General features: G+C 66.8%; 20 protein-coding genes. 8 read left to right on the top strand and 12 right to left on the bottom strand.

Annotated features, from left to right (window positions below; genetic code table 11):
• Positions 1–53 precede the first annotated feature (53 nt).
• On the bottom strand, positions 54–698 hold the full coding sequence (locus ACIBJI_RS18695) for a nitroreductase family protein (RefSeq protein ID WP_396957488.1): 645 nt from the start codon (positions 696–698) through the stop codon (positions 54–56).
• Positions 699–767: 69 nt separating this feature from the next.
• On the opposite strand from ACIBJI_RS18695, the gene ACIBJI_RS18690 reads away from it, so the two are divergent.
• Positions 768–1,142: a helix-turn-helix domain-containing protein gene (locus ACIBJI_RS18690; protein ID WP_364346361.1), complete on the top strand. Its 375-nt coding sequence runs from the start codon at positions 768–770 to the stop codon at positions 1,140–1,142.
• Here ACIBJI_RS18690 and ACIBJI_RS18685 read toward each other — a convergent pair.
• Positions 1,139–1,306 carry a hypothetical protein gene (locus ACIBJI_RS18685; protein WP_364346359.1) on the bottom strand — a complete coding sequence of 56 codons (168 nt, stop codon included), beginning with the start codon at positions 1,304–1,306 and terminating at the stop codon, positions 1,139–1,141. The two genes, ACIBJI_RS18690 and ACIBJI_RS18685, sit on opposite strands and share 4 nt — an antisense overlap.
• Before the next feature lie 112 nt (positions 1,307–1,418).
• Between ACIBJI_RS18685 and ACIBJI_RS18680 the strand changes: the two genes are divergently transcribed.
• Positions 1,419–1,883, top strand: a complete 465-nt coding sequence (locus ACIBJI_RS18680; protein ID WP_364346357.1) for a tRNA (cytidine(34)-2'-O)-methyltransferase — start codon at positions 1,419–1,421, stop codon at positions 1,881–1,883.
• A 67-nt stretch (positions 1,884–1,950) separates the two neighbouring features.
• Here the strand turns inward: ACIBJI_RS18680 and ACIBJI_RS18675 are convergent, their stop codons facing one another.
• From ACIBJI_RS18675 to ACIBJI_RS18665, 3 genes are read right to left on the bottom strand one after another with little or no spacing between them, the layout of a single operon-like run.
• Positions 1,951–2,181, bottom strand: a complete 231-nt coding sequence (locus ACIBJI_RS18675; RefSeq protein WP_364346355.1) for a DUF167 domain-containing protein — start codon at positions 2,179–2,181, stop codon at positions 1,951–1,953.
• Complete coding sequence (locus ACIBJI_RS18670) at positions 2,138–3,430, bottom strand: DUF4349 domain-containing protein (protein WP_397085007.1); 1,293 nt, start codon at positions 3,428–3,430, stop codon at positions 2,138–2,140. Before ACIBJI_RS18670 ends, ACIBJI_RS18675 begins: the two co-directional genes overlap by 44 nt.
• A 31-nt stretch (positions 3,431–3,461) precedes the next feature.
• Positions 3,462–4,100, bottom strand: a complete 639-nt coding sequence (locus ACIBJI_RS18665; protein ID WP_364346351.1) for a TetR/AcrR family transcriptional regulator — start codon at positions 4,098–4,100, stop codon at positions 3,462–3,464.
• 105 nt (positions 4,101–4,205) lie between these two features.
• On the opposite strand from ACIBJI_RS18665, the gene ACIBJI_RS18660 reads away from it, so the two are divergent.
• Positions 4,206–4,604: a nuclear transport factor 2 family protein gene (locus ACIBJI_RS18660; RefSeq protein ID WP_364346349.1), complete on the top strand. Its 399-nt coding sequence runs from the start codon at positions 4,206–4,208 to the stop codon at positions 4,602–4,604.
• Positions 4,605–4,607: 3 nt separating this feature from the next.
• Here ACIBJI_RS18660 and ACIBJI_RS18655 read toward each other — a convergent pair whose 3' ends face one another.
• Positions 4,608–8,006, bottom strand: coding sequence for an error-prone DNA polymerase (locus ACIBJI_RS18655; protein WP_397085005.1), 3,399 nt, complete (start codon positions 8,004–8,006; stop codon positions 4,608–4,610).
• Between the two features lie 67 nt (positions 8,007–8,073).
• Positions 8,074–8,529 (bottom strand): hypothetical protein, encoded by a 456-nt coding sequence (locus ACIBJI_RS18650; protein ID WP_364346345.1) that lies wholly within the window; start codon positions 8,527–8,529, stop codon positions 8,074–8,076.
• Positions 8,530–8,759: 230 nt separating this feature from the next.
• On the opposite strand from ACIBJI_RS18650, the gene ACIBJI_RS18645 reads away from it, so the two are divergent.
• Positions 8,760–9,743 (top strand): SDR family NAD(P)-dependent oxidoreductase, encoded by a 984-nt coding sequence (locus ACIBJI_RS18645; protein WP_364346343.1) that lies wholly within the window; start codon positions 8,760–8,762, stop codon positions 9,741–9,743.
• Between the two features lie 241 nt (positions 9,744–9,984).
• Here ACIBJI_RS18645 and ACIBJI_RS18640 read toward each other — a convergent pair whose 3' ends face one another.
• Genes ACIBJI_RS18640 through ACIBJI_RS18630 form a run of 3 tightly spaced genes read right to left on the bottom strand, consistent with a single transcriptional unit; the run spans position 9,985 to position 12,089 of the window.
• Positions 9,985–10,893, bottom strand: coding sequence for a sucrase ferredoxin (locus tag ACIBJI_RS18640; RefSeq protein WP_364346341.1), 909 nt, complete (start codon positions 10,891–10,893; stop codon positions 9,985–9,987).
• Positions 10,893–11,285 carry a hypothetical protein gene (locus tag ACIBJI_RS18635; RefSeq protein ID WP_364346339.1) on the bottom strand — a complete coding sequence of 131 codons (393 nt, stop codon included), beginning with the start codon at positions 11,283–11,285 and terminating at the stop codon, positions 10,893–10,895. Before ACIBJI_RS18635 ends, ACIBJI_RS18640 begins: the two co-directional genes overlap by 1 nt.
• Before the next feature lie 9 nt (positions 11,286–11,294).
• Positions 11,295–12,089, bottom strand: coding sequence for an alpha/beta hydrolase (locus ACIBJI_RS18630; protein WP_364346337.1), 795 nt, complete (start codon positions 12,087–12,089; stop codon positions 11,295–11,297).
• Between the two features lie 157 nt (positions 12,090–12,246).
• Here ACIBJI_RS18630 and ACIBJI_RS18625 point away from each other — a divergent pair, with 157 nt between their 5' ends.
• The gene (locus ACIBJI_RS18625) at positions 12,247–12,945 is read left to right on the top strand and encodes a class I SAM-dependent methyltransferase (protein WP_364346335.1); all 699 of its coding nucleotides are present in this window, start codon (positions 12,247–12,249) and stop codon (positions 12,943–12,945) included.
• Here the strand turns inward: ACIBJI_RS18625 and ACIBJI_RS18620 are convergent, their stop codons facing one another.
• Positions 12,946–14,538, bottom strand: coding sequence for a DNA polymerase Y family protein (locus ACIBJI_RS18620; protein ID WP_364346333.1), 1,593 nt, complete (start codon positions 14,536–14,538; stop codon positions 12,946–12,948).
• Positions 14,539–14,837: 299 nt separating this feature from the next.
• Positions 14,838–15,617: a hypothetical protein gene (locus ACIBJI_RS18615; protein WP_397085001.1), complete on the bottom strand. Its 780-nt coding sequence runs from the start codon at positions 15,615–15,617 to the stop codon at positions 14,838–14,840.
• 287 nt (positions 15,618–15,904) lie between these two features.
• Between ACIBJI_RS18615 and ACIBJI_RS18610 the strand changes: the two genes are divergently transcribed.
• From ACIBJI_RS18610 to ACIBJI_RS18600, 3 genes are read left to right on the top strand one after another with little or no spacing between them, the layout of a single operon-like run.
• Complete coding sequence (locus tag ACIBJI_RS18610) at positions 15,905–16,504, top strand: TetR/AcrR family transcriptional regulator (protein WP_364346329.1); 600 nt, start codon at positions 15,905–15,907, stop codon at positions 16,502–16,504.
• Entirely contained in the window at positions 16,501–17,352 is an 852-nt protein-coding gene (locus ACIBJI_RS18605; RefSeq protein WP_364346327.1) for a phytanoyl-CoA dioxygenase family protein, read from the top strand. Before ACIBJI_RS18610 ends, ACIBJI_RS18605 begins: the two co-directional genes overlap by 4 nt.
• A gap of 53 nt (positions 17,353–17,405) precedes the next feature.
• Positions 17,406–18,533 (top strand): serine/threonine-protein kinase, encoded by a 1,128-nt coding sequence (locus ACIBJI_RS18600; RefSeq protein ID WP_364346325.1) that lies wholly within the window; start codon positions 17,406–17,408, stop codon positions 18,531–18,533.
• Positions 18,534–18,745: the final 212 nt, after the last annotated feature.

The raw sequence follows: 18,745 nt of genomic DNA, 5'->3' as shown, positions 1-18,745 counted from the left end.
GCGACTCCCATGATCTTGCGGATCCGCCGTTTCGCCGGCGCCGTAGCGCGATGTCAGCTCGACGGGTATCGCTCGGTGAAGACTGCGCGCTCGCGGGGACGGCGACCCGGATGCGGCGGAGCGCTGTCGCCGTAGCCGATCGCGACCATGACCGCGATGGCGAGGTCGGGGCGGTCATCGATGCCGATGGCCTTCTTGACCAGGTCCGGGTCCCAGCCGTTCATCGGAGCCGAGGACAGACCGAAGCTGGTGGCGGCGAGCATGACATAGGTCGCGGCGATCATCGCATTCTTCACGGCGTTTTCGCGAGTGAGTCCGCGCTGCCGCAATAAGTGGAATTCGTTGCGCGAGTTGAACATTGCGGTGAACTCCGCATTCCACGCGCCGTTGCGTCCGGCCAGTTCGACGATATCGGCATTTTCGGCCTGCCATGCCGCCGTTTCGGCGACGAAGACCAGCACGACGGGGGCCTCCAGCGGTTGTGGCTGACCGAAGGCGGCGATCGACAGGTCGCGACGCCCGGCCGCACTGGTCATTACCACGATCGACCGGTCCTGCATATTCCATGCGCTGGGCGCCTCGACGGCCAGATCCAGCAGTTCGTCGAGCAGTTCGCGCGGTACTGGATCCGGACGGTAGTGGCGAGTGGTGCGTCGGGCGCGAATCGCGTCGGGAACCGAAAGTATCTGTGCGTTCATGATTCTTACTATCGGAGAGTGACGAACTAATGGGAAGACAGCACTTAATGGTGCGCTACACTCCGAAAGGTGCGTACGGTGATCGAGGCCAGCGGGCTGCCTGCCGATGTCTACTCGGCGAAATGCCCCACCCGACAGGTACTCGACCACGTCGCGGGCAAATGGACCGTGCTGATCGTGGACGCACTCGCCGAGGGCACGATGCGCTATACCGATCTACACCGCCGCATCGAGGGCATCTCACAGAAAATGCTCACGCAAACCCTGCGGCAGCTGGAAACCAACGGATTCATCACGCGCACAGTGCATCCCACCGTGCCGCCGCGCGTGGACTACGATCTCACCGACCTCGGCCACAGCTTGCGCGGCCCGATCGCGGCACTGCGCGACTGGATCGAGGTCAATATCAACCGCATCGAAGCGGCACGTCGCGCCGCCCGCTAGCCGACCTCGGCTGCGGTGCGCCGCCCACAGGCGCTGTACAACTGCCGCGCCCGACTCGGCGTAATCGTCTCCAGTCGCATCGGCGGCTCGCCCTTCAGATGCTGCTCCAGAATTCGACCCGCCATCGGGGCGATGAACGGCGCGGCGACGATTCCATCGTCCAACTGCTGCTCGGCGCCCCCGCCGCACCGTCAGTCGAATGATGTCCGCGCGCCGTGCCGCCGTGGATCAGGCGGGATGCAAGTCTCCAGCGCGAACATGACAAGCTGATGCGTTGTGTTCCGTTTGATGTTTCACGAGCCCGCGATTCCCGGAAATACCGGCAATGCGATTCGACTTGTCGCGGGGACCGGGTGTGAGTTGCATCTGGTCGAGCCATTGGGGTTCGACCTTTCGGAGGCGAAGTTGCGGCGGGCCGGATTGGACTACCACGATCTGGCCTCGGTGACGGTGCACAAGAATCTCGCGGCGGCATGGGAGGCGGTACGGCCCGAGCGGGTGTTCGCGTTCACGACCCAGGCGAGCACGCGGTATACCGATGTGGCGTACCGCGAGGGCGATGTGCTGCTGTTCGGCACCGAACCGACGGGATTGCCGGCAGAGGTGCTCGACGATCCGCACATCACCGATCGACTGCGCATTCCGATGCTGCCCGGCCGCCGCTCGATGAACCTCTCCAATGCCGCCGCCGTCACCGTCTACGAGGCTTGGCGCCAGTTCGGATTTCCCGGCGCTGTGTGACCGTGTCGCTCAACCCAATTCGGCGATGGCGATCTCGTGGTCGGTGATGAACCTCCCGTGCGGGAGCTCAGAGGTCCAGCTCGAACCGTTTGAAGCGGGAGGTGGCGCCCGCGATGAGGCGGACGGCGGATTTGGGGACGCCGTAGTGGTCGGCGAGCAGTTCGATGGCAGCCTTGTTGGCCTTGCCTTCCACGGCGGGGGCGCGGACGTACAGCTGCAGGGTGCCGTCGTCGAGGATTTCGACGAGTGGGCCCTTACGGCTGTTCGGTTTGATCGTCGCCCTTACGACCGTCGGCACCTGTATCTCCTGTCGTCCCAGTGCCTTTCGCCGCCCCAGTGCCTTTCCCGGTCTCAGTGCCTGCGCCTGTTCCAGAGCCAGCACCAGTTCCCGCGCCTGCACTCTGTCCAGCGCCCGCCGTCTTTCCAGCGCCCGCACCAGTCTCAGCACCAGCACCGGTCCCAGCGCCCGCACGAGTCCCACCGCCCGCACGAGTCCCAGCGCCCGCATCGGTCCCAGCGCCCGCACCGCTCCCAGCCACCGCACCGCTCCCAGCCACCGCACCGGCACCGGTCTCAGCGCCCGCACTCGATCCTGCACCCGCACCTTCAGCCGCTGTCGTGTCCGCACCGGTCGAGGCACCGACCGCAACCGGAACGGCCTTGCCCTCCTCGGATTCTCCCGTCTCCGACGAACTCCGCTTCCGACTCCGCGCCATCCGCACCACACCCCACACCACCGCGGCAATCACTACGACGAACCCGAGCCACGGAATCGCCTTGCCGGTGAACACCACCGCATCCTTCAGCCAATCCACCAGCGAATGCCAACCGGAGACGATGCCGTCCCAGAAATTGGTCGGCCCCTCGTCGGAATCCTTGTCCTCGGTGGTGATGTCGATGGTGAGCGTGGACAGCGCGACCTGATCGTCGAGGTGCCGCTTCTGCGCGGTGAGGCTGTCGAGCTCGCCCTGCCGGCTCGATAGCGCCTGTTCGGCGGCAATGAGATCCGCGGTGTTGGTCGCCCCGGCGATGAGCGTGCGCAACCGGTCGACCGAGGCCTGCAGCGCCTTGATCCTGGCGTCGAGGTCCTCCCACTGCATGGTGACGTCGTCGCGGTTGGTGCTCATCCGGGTTACCCGGCCGACGCCGCCGAGGCCGTCGATGAACTTGTCGGTCTTATCCGCCGGTACCCGCACGGTGAGCGTTGCCTGCGGATCGTTGTCATCGGTCCCCGGCTGCTCAGTACGGCTGTCGACCCGGCCGCCGACCTCGCGCACCTGATCGGTGACCTGACCGCCCGCCTTGATCGGATCGTCCGCGGTGATGTCGACGCTGCCGGTGATGACCTCCTTGCGCGCCTGGACCGTGGTTCCGCCGGTATCCCCCTTCGCCGGGGCGCCCTCGCGCAGGCTCGGCGGCGGCGCCATCGGCGCGACGGTCGCCATGCTCGACCGGCCCGGACCGGCATGGTCGTCGTTGTCATCATCACAGCCGACCAGCAACGTCAAACCCAACAGGCCGATCACCAGCACAGCAAGCTTCCGCATGGACGCAGGTTAGCCGCTGCGGCGAATTCGGTCACGAAGTCCGATGCGGACCATTCCCGAATGCCGAAGCGACGCCAACCAGTTTCACGAGAAATCGTTCGATCTGCTCGGCGAGCGGCGGCCAGGTCTGGCCGGGTTCGTTGAGCCGCATCGACACCGCGCCGTGCACCGCTGCGCGCAGGTCCAGCATGACCGAGACCGGGTCGTCGACGGGCACGAGACCGGCGTCCATACAGCGCCGGATCGAGGCGGCGGTACGTTCGGTCAGCTCCCGCTTGAACGGCATGTCCACACGCTGATTGATGGTGCTCTCGTGTAGCACCTTGTACATGCCCGGGTGTCGATAGGCCCAGTCGCCGAGGACGCGGATGCGAGCGCGCAGTTTGTCGACAGGATCATCGACCCCGGTCTCCGCGTCATCGATCGCGCGCACCAGATCGCCGTGATAGCGCTCCAGTGCGGCCGACACCAGCGCGTCTCGATCGGCGAAATGCAGGTAGACCGACGTTGCGGCACTGCCGATTTCGCGTGCGACCGCACGCATGGACAGGGCCTGATCATCACCGAGTTCATCCAGGAGTCGGATCGCGGCGTCGACGATCTCCGCACGCAGTCGGCCACCGTGGCCGCGCGGATTGCGACCGCGTCGGGGCGTCGGATCGGAGGTCATGCGGGGATTGTAGCCGGACCTGCGTAGCGCTACAGTTGTAGCGCTACAGTTGTACTGTTTCCGCTAGCGACTGCTCGCAGGTCGCCCGACAAGGAGAAAACGCTGATGACCAGCACTTCCGTCGACCCGAAGCTCGAATCGAATAAGCAGACCATCCTCGCGTTCTACGAAGCCGCGTTCAATGCCAAGGATTTCGAGGCCACCGCCGAGTTCTTCGGCGCGCGCTATATCCAGCACAATCCGGAAATCGCCGATGGTTTCGACGGACTACTCGCCCGACTCACCGGCCTGAAGGAAGGCGCGCCGAAACTCCGCGTCGAAGTGAAACACATTGTGGCAGAGGGTGATTATGTTGTCGCCCACGTGCACGGTGTGCGCGAGCCCGGCGATCGCGGGCTGGCGATCATGGATATCTTCCGCCTCGACGACGGAAAGCTGGTCGAACACTGGGATGTCATTCAGCCGGTTCCGGAGCAGGCCGCCAATGCGAACGGAATGTTCTGATTCTCAACGGAAGTCGCGAGAGCTCGAGTCGACGCGCAGGTCCATGCGCTGCAGGTATTCAGCGACGACGCTGACCGCGCCCTCGGCATTCTGGACGCGGCCGCGAACAAGCAGGGCGGGGGCGCTCTGGGCCAGGCGGCGATAGCGGGTCCACAGGCCCACTGAGCAGACGATGTTCACCATGCCGGTTTCGTCCTCGAGATTGAGGAAGGTGACACCGGCGGCGGTGGCGGGGCGTTGGCGATGTGTGACGGCGCCGCCGACCAGAACGCGGGAGCCGTCGGGCACGTCGAGCAAGCCGGCGGCAGGGATGACGCCCAGCGCATCCAATTGCGGGCGTAGGAATTCGGCGGGATAGCTGCCTGGAGAAATACCGGTGGCCCAAACGTCGGCGGCGGCAAGTTCGAGTTCGCTCATACCGGGTAGGGCGGGGGCGGTAGTGGCGGCACCGGTGCCGGGGAGGCGGTCGGGGCGTTCACCCGCTGCGGCGCCCGCCGCCCACAATGCTTCCCGTCGGGTAATGCCGAGACAACCCAAAGCGCCTGCGGTGGCGAGGGATTCGGCTTGGGCGACAGAAAGTTCCACACGACCGGTCAGGTCGAGGAAGGAGGTGTACGGACCGGTCGAGCGGGCGGCGACAATGCGTTCGGCGAGGTCGGTGCCGATGTGGCGGATGGTCGCAAGCCCGAGTCGCACCTCGTCACCATGATTTTCGAGGGTGGGATCGGCGCGGCTGGCATTGATATCGGGCCCGCGCACCGGAACGCCGTGCCTGCGGGCGTCGGCGACCAGCGACTGCGGGGAATAGAAACCCATCGGCTGGGCGCGCAGCAATCCGGCACAGAAGGCCGCCGGATAGTGCAGTTTGAACCAGGCCGAGTAGTACACGATCGAGGCGAAACTCTGCGAATGGCTCTCCGGGAAGCCGAAATTCGCGAAGGCGTACAGCTTCTCGTAGATGCGATCGGCGACTTCGCCGGTAATGCCGTGCAGATCGCGCATGCCCTGATACAGCCTCTCCTCGAGGCGTTCCATGCGTTCCGGTGAGCGTTTGGAGCCCATGGCGCGGCGCAGCTGATCGGCCTCTGCGGCGGTGAAACCGGCCACGTCGATGGCCATCTGCATGAGCTGTTCCTGGAACAGTGGCACACCGAGGGTGCGTTTCAGCGAATTCTTCAGCGCGTCATGGTCATAGGTCACTTCCTCGTCCTCGTTGCGGCGACGGATATAGGGATGCACCGAACCACCCTGGATCGGGCCGGGGCGAATCAGCGCCACCTCTACCACCAGGTCGTAGAATTCCCGCGGCTTCAGCCGGGGCAGCGTGGCCATCTGCGCCCGCGACTCCACCTGAAAAACCCCCACCGAATCGGCCCGCGAAAGCATCTCGTAGACAGCGGTTTCCTTCAGGTCGAGTTTGTGCAGTTCGACCGTTTCGCCCTTGTGCTCGCGCACCATATCGATCATGTAGTGCAGTGCGGAGAGCATGCCGAGACCGAGCATGTCGAACTTCACCAGATTTATCGCGGCGCAATCGTCTTTGTCCCACTGCAGTACGCTGCGCCCGGGCATTCGCGCCCATTCGACCGGGCAGACATCGGCGATGGGCCGGTCGCAGATCACCATCCCGCCGGAATGAATACCGAGATGCCTTGGCAGACCCTCGATTTCGGCGGCCAGCTCCAGTACTTCCGCGGGAATATCCGTGCCGGTTTCGGCGGCCACGCCGGTCCAGCGGCTCACCTGTTTACTCCAGGCATCCTGCTGTCCGGGCGAAAAGCCAAGTGCGCGTGCGGCATCACGGACCGCGGACTTACCGCGATAGGTGATCACATTCGCCACCTGAGCGGCGTATTCGCGACCATATTTGGCATAGACGTGCTGAATCGCTTCCTCCCGGCGATCGGATTCGATATCGATATCGATATCGGGCGGACCGTCGCGCTCCGGAGCGAGGAAGCGTTCGAACAGCAACTCGGCGGCGACCGGGTCGACATTGGTGATGCCGATCGCGTAGCAGACGGCCGAATTCGCCGCCGAACCCCGACCCTGGCAGAGGATGTCGTTTTCCTTGCAGAAGCTGACGATATCGTGCACCACCAGGAAGTAGCCGGGAAACTTCATCTCGTCGATGATCGCGAGTTCGTGCTCGACCTGCCGATACGCCTCGGGATTTTCCGACGGCGGACCGTAACGCCGAGCCGCGCCCTCGAGGGTGAGCTCACGCAGCCAGGAAGCCTCGTCGTGGCCGTCGGGCACGTCGAACGGCGGCAGGCTCGGCGCGATCAATTTCAGATCGAAGGCGCATTCACGGGCGAGCGTCACCGCATTCGCCACCGCCTGCGGACAAGCGGCGAACAACTGCGCCATCTCCGCACCGGAACGCAGATGCGCGCCACCGGTCGGCGCCAACCAGCCCGCGATATCGTCCAGGCTCCGGCGCGCCCGGATCGCCGCGAGCGCCATGGCGCGGCGACGCTGGGCGGGCGCGGCGAAATGCGCACCGGTGGTGGCCACCACGGGCAGACCGAGACGATCGGCCAGGGCAATGAGGTGGGCGTTGCGTTCGTCGTCCTCCGGAATGCCGTGATGGGTGAGTTCCACACTCACCCGGTCGGCGCCGAAACGCTCCGTCAGGTCGCGCAGGGCGGCCTCGGCTCGCCCGAGACGGGTGTCTCCGGCCCGCAGATCGCGCTCGAGGGCTTGTCGCACATGGCCTTTACGGCATCCGGTCAGAATGTGCCAGTGCCCGTCCGCCGCCGCGGTGAGCGCGTCCAGGTCGTAGCGGAGGATGCCCTTCTCCCCCGCGGCCATATGCGCTGCCGCGATCTGGCTGGAGAGTCGGCGATAGCCCTCCTGACCGCGGGCGAGCACCAGCAGATGCGGCCCAGCCGGGTCCGGCGAACCGGTGCGCGGCGCCGAATCGGGTGCGCCGACATGGCCGAGCGAATTCCCCAGTCGCGGTGCGTCTTGCGCGGTGCCGAGCGACAATTCGGCCCCGTAGACCGTCGGCATACCCAATTCCCTGGCCGCCTCGAAGAAGCGCACGGTTCCATAGAAGCCGTCGTGATCGGTGAGCGCGATCGCTTCCAGCCCGAGCCGCACCGCCTCCTCCACCAACTCCTCCGGCTGACTCGCACCATCGAGGAAGCTATAGGCCGAATGCGTGTGCAACTCCGCATACGGCACCACCGGACCGCCGCTAGCGACTGCTTGCAGGTCGCTCGAAACAGCACTGCCCGGTTCGACCGGTTCGGGTCGGTAATCCCCGCGCTTGCGCGACCACGCCGGACTGTCGCCGCCGTCGCCCGGATACATCGCGTCCGGATTCGTCGGCCCGGGGCGACCGGACAGCACCCGCTCCAGCTCCGCCCAGGTAGGCGGGCCGTTGCTCCAACCCATGACATATCACCTCCGCTATAGTCGAACATACATTCGAACCATGAAGGAGGTGTGGACACCCGTCGAATCAGGCGGCCGGGAGCGGTTCCACCGACTTCTCACCCAGTGCCGCCTCGACCTTGTCCAGGCTGGAGCGAATCACGGCGCCATAGGCGTCGTTGGCGAGGACATCGAGGTGGCCGCGCGCGATGGTCAGCTGCATGTAGGCCACATCGAAGTCGCCGACGCGGCGGTGACTGTCGGCGAGATTGAGGTACAGCGAGGGCAGGAATCCGCGTAGCCCCTCATCCAGCGGAACACCCGGGCCGAAGACCGCGGCCAGCGCGCGTTGGTCCCAGCGCAGCGCATCTTCGGCCGTGTCCTGAAGATCGGCGAGATGGTGCGCAATTACACAGCGCTGCAACGGATCTCCACCGTCACCGAGCTCGCCCCACAGTTCCGCCAGCATCCGCCGCGCCGCCTCCGGATCACCGCCGGAGAGCCGCACCGCGGCAAAGATTTCCGCCATCCGATCGTCCGCCATGCGCAGAGTATCGCACATATGTTCGATAGATTCGAGGACGGTTCGAACACCTCGGCGTGGTCGGATTCGAACGCTCGACGTGACACGGCGGCGTGGACGAAGGGCCGGAGGCGGTAGCTTGCGTAACCTCCCGCCAGGGCCCGCGAATGTCGCCATCGAACAGAGCACACTTGGCAGGTAAACTTACTTCAGAGTAAGTTCATGCCAACTCGACCTGCAAAGGAGCAGCGATGACCCGAGCTTCCGCTGACGAGGCCGACCTGCGCGGGCAGGTACGGCGCGATCGCCGCAACCGCGACCTGACAGGGCGGCATGTGCTCATCACCGGCGCGTCCTCCGGCATCGGCCGGGCCGCCGCGCTGGCCGTCGCGGATAAGGGCGCCATCGTCTTCCTGCTCGCCCGGCGCGCCGACGAACTCACGGCCGTGGTCGAGGAGATCCGGGCCGAGGGCGGCAGCGCCTACGGATATCAGTGCGACGTAACCGATTCCGACTCCGTCGACCACGCCGTCAAAACCATCCTGGACGAGCACGGCCACGTCGACATGTTGGTGAACAATGCGGGCCGCTCGATCCGTCGCGCCATCCACCGCTCCACCGACCGGCTGCACGATTTCGAACGCACCATGGCGGTCAACTACTTCGGCGCCGTGCGATTGACGCTGGCGCTGCTGCCGCAGATGCGCGAGCGCAAGTTCGGCCACATCGTCAACATCAGCAGCGCGGGCGTGCAGGTGGCCACGCCGCGCTTCGCCGCCTACCTCGCGAGCAAGGCGGCGCTGGATAAGTTCGCCGAGGTCGCGGCGGTCGAAACCATGGCCGACGGCGTCAGCTTCACCACCATCCACATGCCGCTGGTGCGCACCCCGATGATCACCCCGAGCGGCGATCAGGGTCCGTCGGAGTCCCCCGAATGGGCGGCCGCCACCATCGTGCGCGCGCTGAGCGAGCGGCCCAAGCGCATCGATGTCCCGCTCGGCACCTTCGCCGAATACGGCGCATTGCTCACCCCGAAGCTGCGCGACCGCATCCTGCACCGCTACTACCGGGCGCTGCCCGACTCCCCCGCCGCCAAGGGCGAGCAGGCGGATACCGAGGAACCAGCGGAATCCACAGTGCCGCAACGTGATCCGCGTCATCAGTCGACGGCCCGCCGAGTCACCGGCACCGCCCTGCGCCGCGCCGCCCGCTGGGTGCCGGGCACCCACTGGTAAGCCCGCGACCTTCATCCCGCAGGGGGCGATAAAGGTCGCCGCGAACGGGACATGGTTGCGGTGGATTCCGCCGCAACCATGTCCCGTTCGGCGTTCTCGGCCGAGCACGAGGCAACGGCCAGCGCACCACCCTCCACATTGAACGCGCACGGTGTCGCGCACCGTCGACCGCAAATCGGGGCCGGGCACATCCGGCAGACGGGTCAGGCGTCCCCAGCGCGATCCAGCCGTTGGACCACGATCAGCCCGTGATCAAGCGCTGTATCCGATCGGCCACGACCGCGGTGACCGGTTTCGGTACGGCACCGCAACTGGCCTGGCGCGGTGGAAGTTCGACCGTGCGAGTTGTCACCTGCCAGCGGCGGCCGTCGCGATGGGTAACCACGGCCAGAGCGGAATCGGTTGCGGTGGAATCGGTTTCGAGACGGACGGTGAGATCATCGAGTCTTGCCGAAACTTGGTCGCGCACCGCGATTTCCGCGACCTGCTCGACCGGATGGTGACCACTGCGACCTCGCAATCCAGCCAAGGAAACCGCACCGCGTTCCACGGCTTCGACCGCCGCGATGGCGGCCGCGGTATCGACACGGCCGTAGGTCAGGCCGGAGGGCAACAACACCATGGCAGGCGCGAAGCGATGGCCGCCGGTGTGCGAGCACTCCCAGACCCGGTCCGGATAGTCGGCGGCCAGATTCGCCGCGATCGGACGGCCGAACAGCGCACAGCACTGATCGCGTTTTCCGTGCGCGCACACCAGGACCAGCGAATCACGCACGGGTGCGCCGATTCCCGGCGGCGGGCCGTTCAGCAGGTCGAGGTCCAGGTCCAGCAGCTGCTTCAGGTCGGTGATCTCGAAACGTTCGCACCAAAAACCCTGCGGGCGCGAGCTGGCGATCAAAACCGTTCGAACACCGGCGAATTCATTGCGGCCCGGTCGCCGGATCAGCGTCGGACGAACCCTGGCGGCAACGGTACGGGCGGCGAGCTCGGCAGTGATCTCCTGGCCGAGCACTTCGTCACCGATCACATCCCGGCCCCACGCCCCCGGCTGCTCGACGCACAACCACCCCGACACCCGAGTCGCCGTACCGGGCAATGGCACATCGACCGCGGCCGCCGCCGAGCACAGCATCCCTTCGAATCCGGTCATCAATCCAACGTCTGTCCGTCGGCGAACGCCACGTCCCAGCGGCCGTCGGCCTTGGCCCGATCGATCTCGGCCTGTCCGGCCGGGTGCATCAGCCCCTGCTCGATCAGCTCGGCGACCAGGCCGATATTGCGCAGCGACCATGGGCTGCGCTTGCGCCGCGGAGTGAAGCCGACCTGCCAGAACTCCGCATCCTCACCGCGCGCCTGCCCATCGATCCAGCCGAAGCACAGTGCCTGCCGCAGCGCGCCGGCATGATTCAGCGACGCGCGTCCGGAGCCCTTTTTGGTGAAGCGCAGCCAGACCCCGTCCACCGTGGCGTGGTTGGCCAGGAGCCAGTCGCGGAACGACTGCTCGTCAGGGAAGAACAGAACCGGACGGTCTTGCGCGGACACCGCTTCACTCTAGATAGCGGCGGGTGGGAGCGTCGCGAGGAACGGCAGCACGGTCGCCTCGAATTTCCGGTAACGGTCGCGGTGGATGCTGTGGCCGCAGGTGAAAGCGGTCACCGCGCATTCCGGGATGGTGTCGCGCAGAATGGCCAGCTTCTCCGGATCGACCATGCCGCCGGGGCCGCCGCGCAGCACCAGTGTGGGCGCGGCGATATCGGCGAGCCGATCCCACCACTCCGGATGCGGCTTGCGGAACTGTTCGAGCGCGGTCCGCGTCATCGAGCGATCGAAGGCGAGCACCGCGCGCGGATGCCGGATCAGGCTGGTGGTGGCATGCCAGAGTTCGGGAATGGTCGGGAAGCGACGGGTCAGCTTCACCTCTTCATCGCCGGAACGCAGCGGCATCGGACACTCCTCGATGACCAGTCGCCGCACCAGTTCGGGCCGTTCCTGCGCGACACAGGAAACCGCGAAACCGCCCAGCGAATGTCCGACCAGATCCACCGAAGCCAGCTCGAGCCGGTCACACAGGTTCAGCACGTCGGCGCCGAATTCGGCGAAGAGATAGGACTCGGTGTGCGCGCTACGGCCGTGCCCGCGCAGATCGGGAATGATGACCCGCCGCCCGGCCCGCACCAAGGTATGCGCGAACCGATCCCAGGTATGCCCGTCCCCGCCCATACCGTGCACCAGCACCACCGGCGCGCCATCGCCCACCACGGAGTCCCGATAGGCGATCTGCACGCCGTCGAGCACAGCCCTGGTCAACGCCAAATCCACGATTTCCGAGGTTACCGGTATTGTCATGCGCCCACCCCGACTTGTCACACGCATCACTCCCCATCGGCCCCACTAGCCCCAGACATCCCCCGCCGCCACAACCACATGCGGCGGCTCGACGAAGTCGTTCTCGGGTACCGAAATTGGCTGGCAAATGCCGGGGTGTCGCGACAATACTGCGGCCATGCCCTCCTTCGCCGACTTCGATCGCCGCAACTATCACACCGTCGACGTCGCCGCCGGATACGACGGATGGGCGCCGACGTATGAGCAGACCGTCATGGACGAGATGGATCTCGCCTTGCTGAATCGGCTGCGGCAACCGGATTGGGTTGGGGTACAACGCGCCGCGGATCTCGGCTGCGGGACCGGGCGGACCGGAGCTTGGTTGCGGGAGAAGGGAATTCGCCATATCGATGGCGTCGACGTGAGCGCCGGAATGCTGACGCGCGCACGGGAGCGCGGGGTGCACACCACCCTTGCCCAGGCGGACGTGCGTGACACCGGATTGACAAGTGGCGCATACGATTTGGTGATCTCCTCGCTGATCGACGAGCACCTGGACGATCTGACGCCCTTCTACGCCGAAGCCTGGCGGCTGGCCGCACCCGGCGGCATTTGTGTCACGGTCAGCTATCACCCGCAGTTCATGATGGTGACCGGCATGCCGACGCACTACACACCCGCGTCCGGTGAGCCGGTCGCGATCAGCACACATCTGCATTTGATCAGCGAGCAGGTGTCTGCGGCATCGGCGGCGGGCTGGGTGCTCACCGAGATGGTCGAGGCGCTGGTGGATGACGCGTGGATCGCGGCCAAACCGAAATGGGCGCAGCTGCGCGGACATCCGTTCACGCTGGCGCTGGTGTGGTCGCGCACGTAGTCAGTCGTAAAGCCCCTCGGCGCGCCAGGTCTGATCGTTGTAGATGAGCAGCAGCACACGGACATCGGCTGGTTCCCCGGCGAGTTGCACTTGAATGCGGGCGGCGATGCCGGCGCAGAGGGTGGCGGATTCCGGGGTCCACCAATGTTCGTCCACCGGCCATGGACCAGCCCAGCCCGCAAGAGGCCACTGCTTGCTGCCCCAGCGCAGCAGGGCTGGGTCGGTGGTGAAAAGGCCGCGGTCGGTGACCTGCACGGGCGTCCCGTCGGCGGCCTCCAGACACACCACCGGCCGGTTCACCAGGATCACCGCTGGTGCGGGGCGGGGCAGGCGACCGGGCCACGGCAGGGCCGGGTCGGCGGCCGGAATCGGCTCGTCACCGAGGGCGACCATGGTGATGCGTTCGGCGGGTCCACGACCGCCGCTGAGCACGCCGACCTGGACCGCCTCGCCGCCGAGCAGACCCTGCACCCGGATCAGGGCGCGGCGGGCCCGCTCGTCCTGCTCGCCGACGCCGCCCCATAGACCGAGCTGAAGTGCGCTCGCCGCAACGACTTCGACGGGTTCCAGGCGCAGCAGTGTGATCGGTGCGGTCGGCCGGTCGCGGCGGGTGAGCCAGCCGTCCAGTTGCCAGCGCACCCGATCTGCGGTGCCCTCCGGGGTCAGCGGTTCGGCGCACCGCCAGATGCGCGACAGTTGTTCGCCCGCCTCGGTTTCCGCGAACACCGACAACCGGGTGCAGGCCATCGAGGCTTTGGACAGCGCCTCGTGCAACTGGGCGGCGAGCATGCGTCCCGCGAAGGCAGCGGAATCGACCCGATCGATCGGCGGATCGCAGCGGTACTGCACCGTCAGATCCTTCGGCGGCCGACGCGCGGACGGCGGACGCTCCGGCACGGCCCTTGCGCAGCGATGTGCCAGCACGGCATCGGCGCCGAAGCGCGAGGTGACCTCGCTCGGGGTCAGCGCGGCGAAATCACCGATCCGCCGTAATCCCAAGCGGTGCAACAGATCAACCAGATCGGTGCGCTCCGGTGCGGACAGACTCGGTTCCAGTGCGAGTTCGCGCACCGGCAGCGGCGCCAGAAAACGCGCACCCCCGCCGGGCGGCACGATCGCGGTGAAACGCGCCGCGATCACCGCCGTGGACAACTCGTCGGCAATGCCGATCTGCGCCTCCACCCCCACCGCCGCGGCCGCGTCGAGGAGCCGTTCGGCCGCCGCCTCCTCGGACCCGAAAAACCGTGCCGCACCCCGCGCACCGAGCACCAACAGCCCCGGACGCAGCACCTCCACCCCCGGCACCGTCGCATCGATGGCCGCCACCACCGGCTCGAACAATCGCGCATCGCGATCCGGATCCACCTGCGCGACATACACATTCGGACACCGCGCCTGTGCCTCGCGCTTGGTCAGCCCACGCCGCACCCCCTCGGCCCTGGCAATGGCCGAACACTCCACCACCTTATTGGCGAACAGCACCGCGACCGGCCGCGTAGCGGGCACCCGCGCCACCGCCGCCGTCACCGCCGACCAGTCCGGACACCACAGGGCCAGCACCCGCGCCCCACCCACCCGACTCGGCCGGATCACCACCCCACCCCTCCGGGCACCCCGCACAACAACTGGGCACCCCGTGACGGACCATCGGCCCCAGTGCTGCCGCACCGTCCGAATCCGGGACCGATGCGACAGTCGGCCGTTGTTCGCCAACGACCGTTGCTTGTGGCAGCGAGTGTCACTGCGTCCGAATCACGCCAGCGCACCGAACGTCACCTCACTCGCGGGCGGCACTGCGCTCGCCTTGGCTCGCCGCCGCGTCGAACTCCGAATCGACGGGGAAGGCCGCTTCGCGCAGCAGAACTCATGACGCGCAGTCGCCGAGGACCGACTCATGACGCCGCACCGTGCGCCTCGACGGTCGCTTCATCGGCCGCGGCGACCGTTTCCAGTGCCACCCATTCCACTCTGCTCGAACCGGAACGCAGTTCGATTCGGCCGTGGCAGGGTGGGCCGGCCTTGCCGCGGACCGCGACCTCCAGGCGGAGCGAGCGGAGGCGGCCCCGGCCCGCGCCGAGTCCGCCGTACCCGGCGATGCGGGTATCCACGCGCAGGGACGGATTGGGCCAGCGGCCGTCGGTAACTACCAGAGTGGCCCCTTTGCTGCGCGCACGTGCGGCGATGACGCGGGTGCGGGACGGAGCGACGGCGGCGCCGGCGAGGCCGAGCACCACCAGATCGAGGCCGTCGAGCAACACCGCGGCCACCTCTACCGGATCCGGCCCGGGATCGGCGACGACGGCGAGACGCTGCAACTGCGCCCCCATCTCGACCGCGGCGAGCAGCCCGAGCCGCGGCATTCCGACCACCGCGGCATGCCCACCGCCCTCGGTCACCGCGGCGAGCAGGCCAGCCAGCAGCGAACTCGCACCCGAATAGGCCACCACCGACCCCTTGACCAGGCCGCCGTCAGGCAACAGCTCGGCAAGGGCGGGCGGCACCGCGAGCGCTTCCCTGCGCAATTCGGCGGCGCGCGGAATCCGCTCGGCCGCCGCTTCCCCGCGCCCGGGGATCGCCGCCATCCGTCGGCGCAGCTCATCCAGTGTCGGTTTATCCCTCGGCGGCGTCCTGTCCCGCCGTCTCCCCGCCCCTGAATCCTCATCCGAACCCATCACAACCACCTACTTCCAACGATGGACCCGAGGCGAAGGCGCGGCCCGAACCTCCACGAACAAGAGTTCAGCACCGATCCAGCTATCGATCGCTATCGAATATACGTTCGATACTCGCTCAGTAGAAACCCACCCCCGACTTCCGTCAAGTACGCGCGTGGGCCTCGATCACTTCGCAATGCTGCTGTTGTTTTTGAGTTGAACTCAACTTAAGATCGGATCATGAACGAGCGAGACACAACCGACATGTCGGCCATGACGGAGGCGAGCGCCAGCGAGGCGCAGTCATGACCGACCAGGAATGGACCGGACGCGGCGCGACAGCACGCAGACGGCTGCTGGAGGCGGCGCACGCGGAGCTGAGCGAGACCGGCGAACTCGAGGTTGCCGCCGTCGCCCGCCGCGCCGGGGTCAGCGTCGGGCTGCCCTACCGATACTTCGGCTCGCGCAGCGGCCTGCTCACCGCCGTCATCACCGACTTCTACGACCGACTCGGCGAAAACGTCACCTATGCGGAATTCGCCGGAAAGGATTGGCGCGAACGCGAACACGCGCGCGTGGTTGCCTGGGTGAACTTCCTCTACGACGATCCGCTCGCCCCCGTCGCACTCGGACGATTCGGTGACGCCGAGGCGGCGGGCGTGGAACGGCAACGGCTGCAGCAGGCGATCGAGGTCGGCATCCGAAATATGGCGCAAGGCCAGCGCCAGGGCATGGTGCCCGCGGACCGCGATCCGGAATTGCTCGTCGCGGCCGTCCTCGGTGGTGTGCATATGGCCGTTGCGGTGGCGCTCACCCGCAGTCCGCGCCCGGACCGTGCCGTCGTCGCCGATCAGGTATGGGAATTCGTGGCCGGGGCAACCGGCGCAGGGAAGGAAGAACAATGAGCTATACACAACCGGAGGTCGAACGACTCGAGGACCTCGCGGGCAACCTGTCTCGAACCCATCGCGCGATCCACGAAGCACGCGATGTCCCCGCCGCGCAGATGGACGCCGATCTCACCGCGCTCGATCGCGACGGCTACGTGATCCTCGAGGGCCTGCTCGACTCGGCGCAGTGTGCGGCACTGCGCGCAGAACTCCTGCCCCTGCTCGGCCCGAACGGGCGAAATGCGTTCGAGGGCCACCGGACTCAGCGGCTCTACAGCGTGCTCGGCAAGACGCGCATGGTCGATCAGCTGGTCGACCATCCCCGCGTGCTCGCCCTCTTGGATCGACTTCTGCTGCCCGGATATCTGCTGTCGCAGTTGCAAATCATCAATATCGCCCCCGGCGAAAACGCCCAGCTCCTGCATCCCGACGACGGCTTCTATCCCGTGCCGCGACCACGAAAGGCATTGTCGGCGGCCACCATCTGGGCGCTCGACGAATTCACCGCCGAAAACGGCGCGACGATGCTCATCCCGGGCAGTCATCGCTGGCCGGACGGTCGGACGCCACAGGAGGACGATGTGCGCGTACCCGGCGTCATGCCCGCCGGATCGTGCGTATTCTTCCTCGGCACCCTCTGGCACGGCGGCGGCGCGAACCGCTCGGCTAGCACGCGATTGGCCGCCACCGCGCAGTACTGCGAGCCGTGGTTGCGCACCCAGGAGGCCTTTACTCTCTCGACCGATCGCGATACGGTGCGCGCGGTATCACCCGAAATCCGGCGCATGCTCGGCTACAGCATTCATCCGCCCTTCATCGGCATGGTGGACGGTATGCACCCGGATCGTCTGCTGACGCAATAACCGGCACGGCGCGAATCAGGCCAGCTGGCCACGTTTTCCGCTAACCTGCACCCGTGACCGAACGCGCTCGTCCTATTGTCGGCCCCGATTATCTGGTTGCCGGCCGCTACCGTCTGCAGTCGAAGCTGGGCGGCGGCGGTATGGGTGCGGTATGGCTCGCACACGATCGCCTGCTCAACCGGGACGTCGCGATCAAACAGGTGCTTTCCACCGCCGGACTCCCGGAGGCGCAGGCCAATGAGATCCGCAACCAGATCATGCACGAGGGCCGGGTCGCGGCCAAGCTCTCGCATGAGCACGCCATCGCCGTCTACGACGTGGTGCTGGAGGCCGGCGAACCTTGGCTGGTGATGGAGCATCTGCCATCACGCAGTGTCGCAAGGGCATTGGCGCTGGTGAACGCGCTGCCGCCGATCGAGGTGGCGCAGATCGGGGCGCAGGTCGCCGATGCGTTGGCGGCCGCGCACGCCGCGGGCATCGTGCACCGCGATATCAAACCGGGCAATATTCTCGTCGCCGACCGCGGACCCGTCGTCGGGATGGCCAAGCTCAGCGACTTCGGCATCTCGCGTGGTGCGACCGAAAACCCCGACGAACCGGACGGCGTGATCACCGGCACCCCTGCCTATCTCCCCCCTGAGGTGGCGCGCGGCGCGCAGCCGACCACGGCCAGCGATGTGTTCTCCCTCGGCGCCACGCTCTACACCGCGATCGAAGGACAACCGCCGTTCGGTATGGACGACGACACCGATGCCGTGGTCTATCGCGCGGCCATGGCCCAGATCATCCCGCCCAGCCGCAGCGGCATGCTCACCAACGCGCTGCTGCACATGATGGAACCCGCCCCGCAGCGCAGGCCGACCATGGCTGAGGCGCGCGACGAAATCCTCACCGCCGCATTCGGTCCCGGCACCGGACCGTATATCCTCGGCGCTCCGGTGCGCACCGAGGACGGCACCATTCCGGCATGGGCCGCCCGCAATTCGGCATCAGGCCTGCGCAGTCCGCACTCGACTCCGCTGCCGCGCCCACACCGCAGCAACACCTCCGGCCCCGCGGCCGCGGCACCCCAGCGCCCGAAGGCGAAGTCGAAGGAAGCGAGCAACGCCCCGCTCGCCATCGCCATCGGCCTGCTGATCGGCCTGGTCCTTATCATCGCCATCATCATCGCGATGATGTAATCCGCTGCGCCGCAGCCTTTCAGCTGCCGCATGACTGCGCAGCAGGCACGCTTCGAGTACGCAACCTTGCACTACGTACGAAATGGCACCACGCCACAAATTGCACCGCGCCGCGAACGAAATGGCGTGGCGTGCATGCACCAACTCTGGCACCGAGCGGACGAGCTGGGCTCGCCGCGCACAAACCGGCCCGCCGCAGACCGGCCCGGCAC

It is taken from the genome of Nocardia sp. NPDC050408, from assembly GCF_044458905.1.
In the GTDB taxonomy this organism is placed as follows: Bacteria; Actinomycetota; Actinomycetes; order Mycobacteriales; family Mycobacteriaceae; genus Nocardia.
Note: the sequence above shows the minus strand (reverse complement) of the source record. Positions and strands in the feature narration are given on the sequence as shown.

What these genes read in the sequence shown, in the direction of transcription:
- ACIBJI_RS18695 (WP_396957488.1), bottom strand. Translation starts at nt 698, where the DNA reads ATGAACGCACAGATACTTTCGGTTCCCGACGCGATTCGCGCCCGACGC.
- ACIBJI_RS18670 (WP_397085007.1), bottom strand. Translation starts at nt 3,430, where the DNA reads ATGCGGAAGCTTGCTGTGCTGGTGATCGGCCTGTTGGGTTTGACGTTG.
- ACIBJI_RS18665 (WP_364346351.1), bottom strand. Translation starts at nt 4,100, where the DNA reads ATGACCTCCGATCCGACGCCCCGACGCGGTCGCAATCCGCGCGGCCAC.
- ACIBJI_RS18660 (WP_364346349.1), top strand. Translation starts at nt 4,206, where the DNA reads ATGACCAGCACTTCCGTCGACCCGAAGCTCGAATCGAATAAGCAGACC.
- ACIBJI_RS18655 (WP_397085005.1), bottom strand. Translation starts at nt 8,006, where the DNA reads ATGGGTTGGAGCAACGGCCCGCCTACCTGGGCGGAGCTGGAGCGGGTG.
- ACIBJI_RS18650 (WP_364346345.1), bottom strand. Translation starts at nt 8,529, where the DNA reads ATGGCGGACGATCGGATGGCGGAAATCTTTGCCGCGGTGCGGCTCTCC.
- ACIBJI_RS18645 (WP_364346343.1), top strand. Translation starts at nt 8,760, where the DNA reads ATGACCCGAGCTTCCGCTGACGAGGCCGACCTGCGCGGGCAGGTACGG.
- ACIBJI_RS18640 (WP_364346341.1), bottom strand. Translation starts at nt 10,893, where the DNA reads ATGACCGGATTCGAAGGGATGCTGTGCTCGGCGGCGGCCGCGGTCGAT.
- ACIBJI_RS18630 (WP_364346337.1), bottom strand. Translation starts at nt 12,089, where the DNA reads ATGACAATACCGGTAACCTCGGAAATCGTGGATTTGGCGTTGACCAGG.
- ACIBJI_RS18625 (WP_364346335.1), top strand. Translation starts at nt 12,247, where the DNA reads ATGCCCTCCTTCGCCGACTTCGATCGCCGCAACTATCACACCGTCGAC.
- ACIBJI_RS18615 (WP_397085001.1), bottom strand. Translation starts at nt 15,617, where the DNA reads ATGGGTTCGGATGAGGATTCAGGGGCGGGGAGACGGCGGGACAGGACG.
- ACIBJI_RS18610 (WP_364346329.1), top strand. Translation starts at nt 15,905, where the DNA reads ATGACCGACCAGGAATGGACCGGACGCGGCGCGACAGCACGCAGACGG.
- ACIBJI_RS18605 (WP_364346327.1), top strand. Translation starts at nt 16,501, where the DNA reads ATGAGCTATACACAACCGGAGGTCGAACGACTCGAGGACCTCGCGGGC.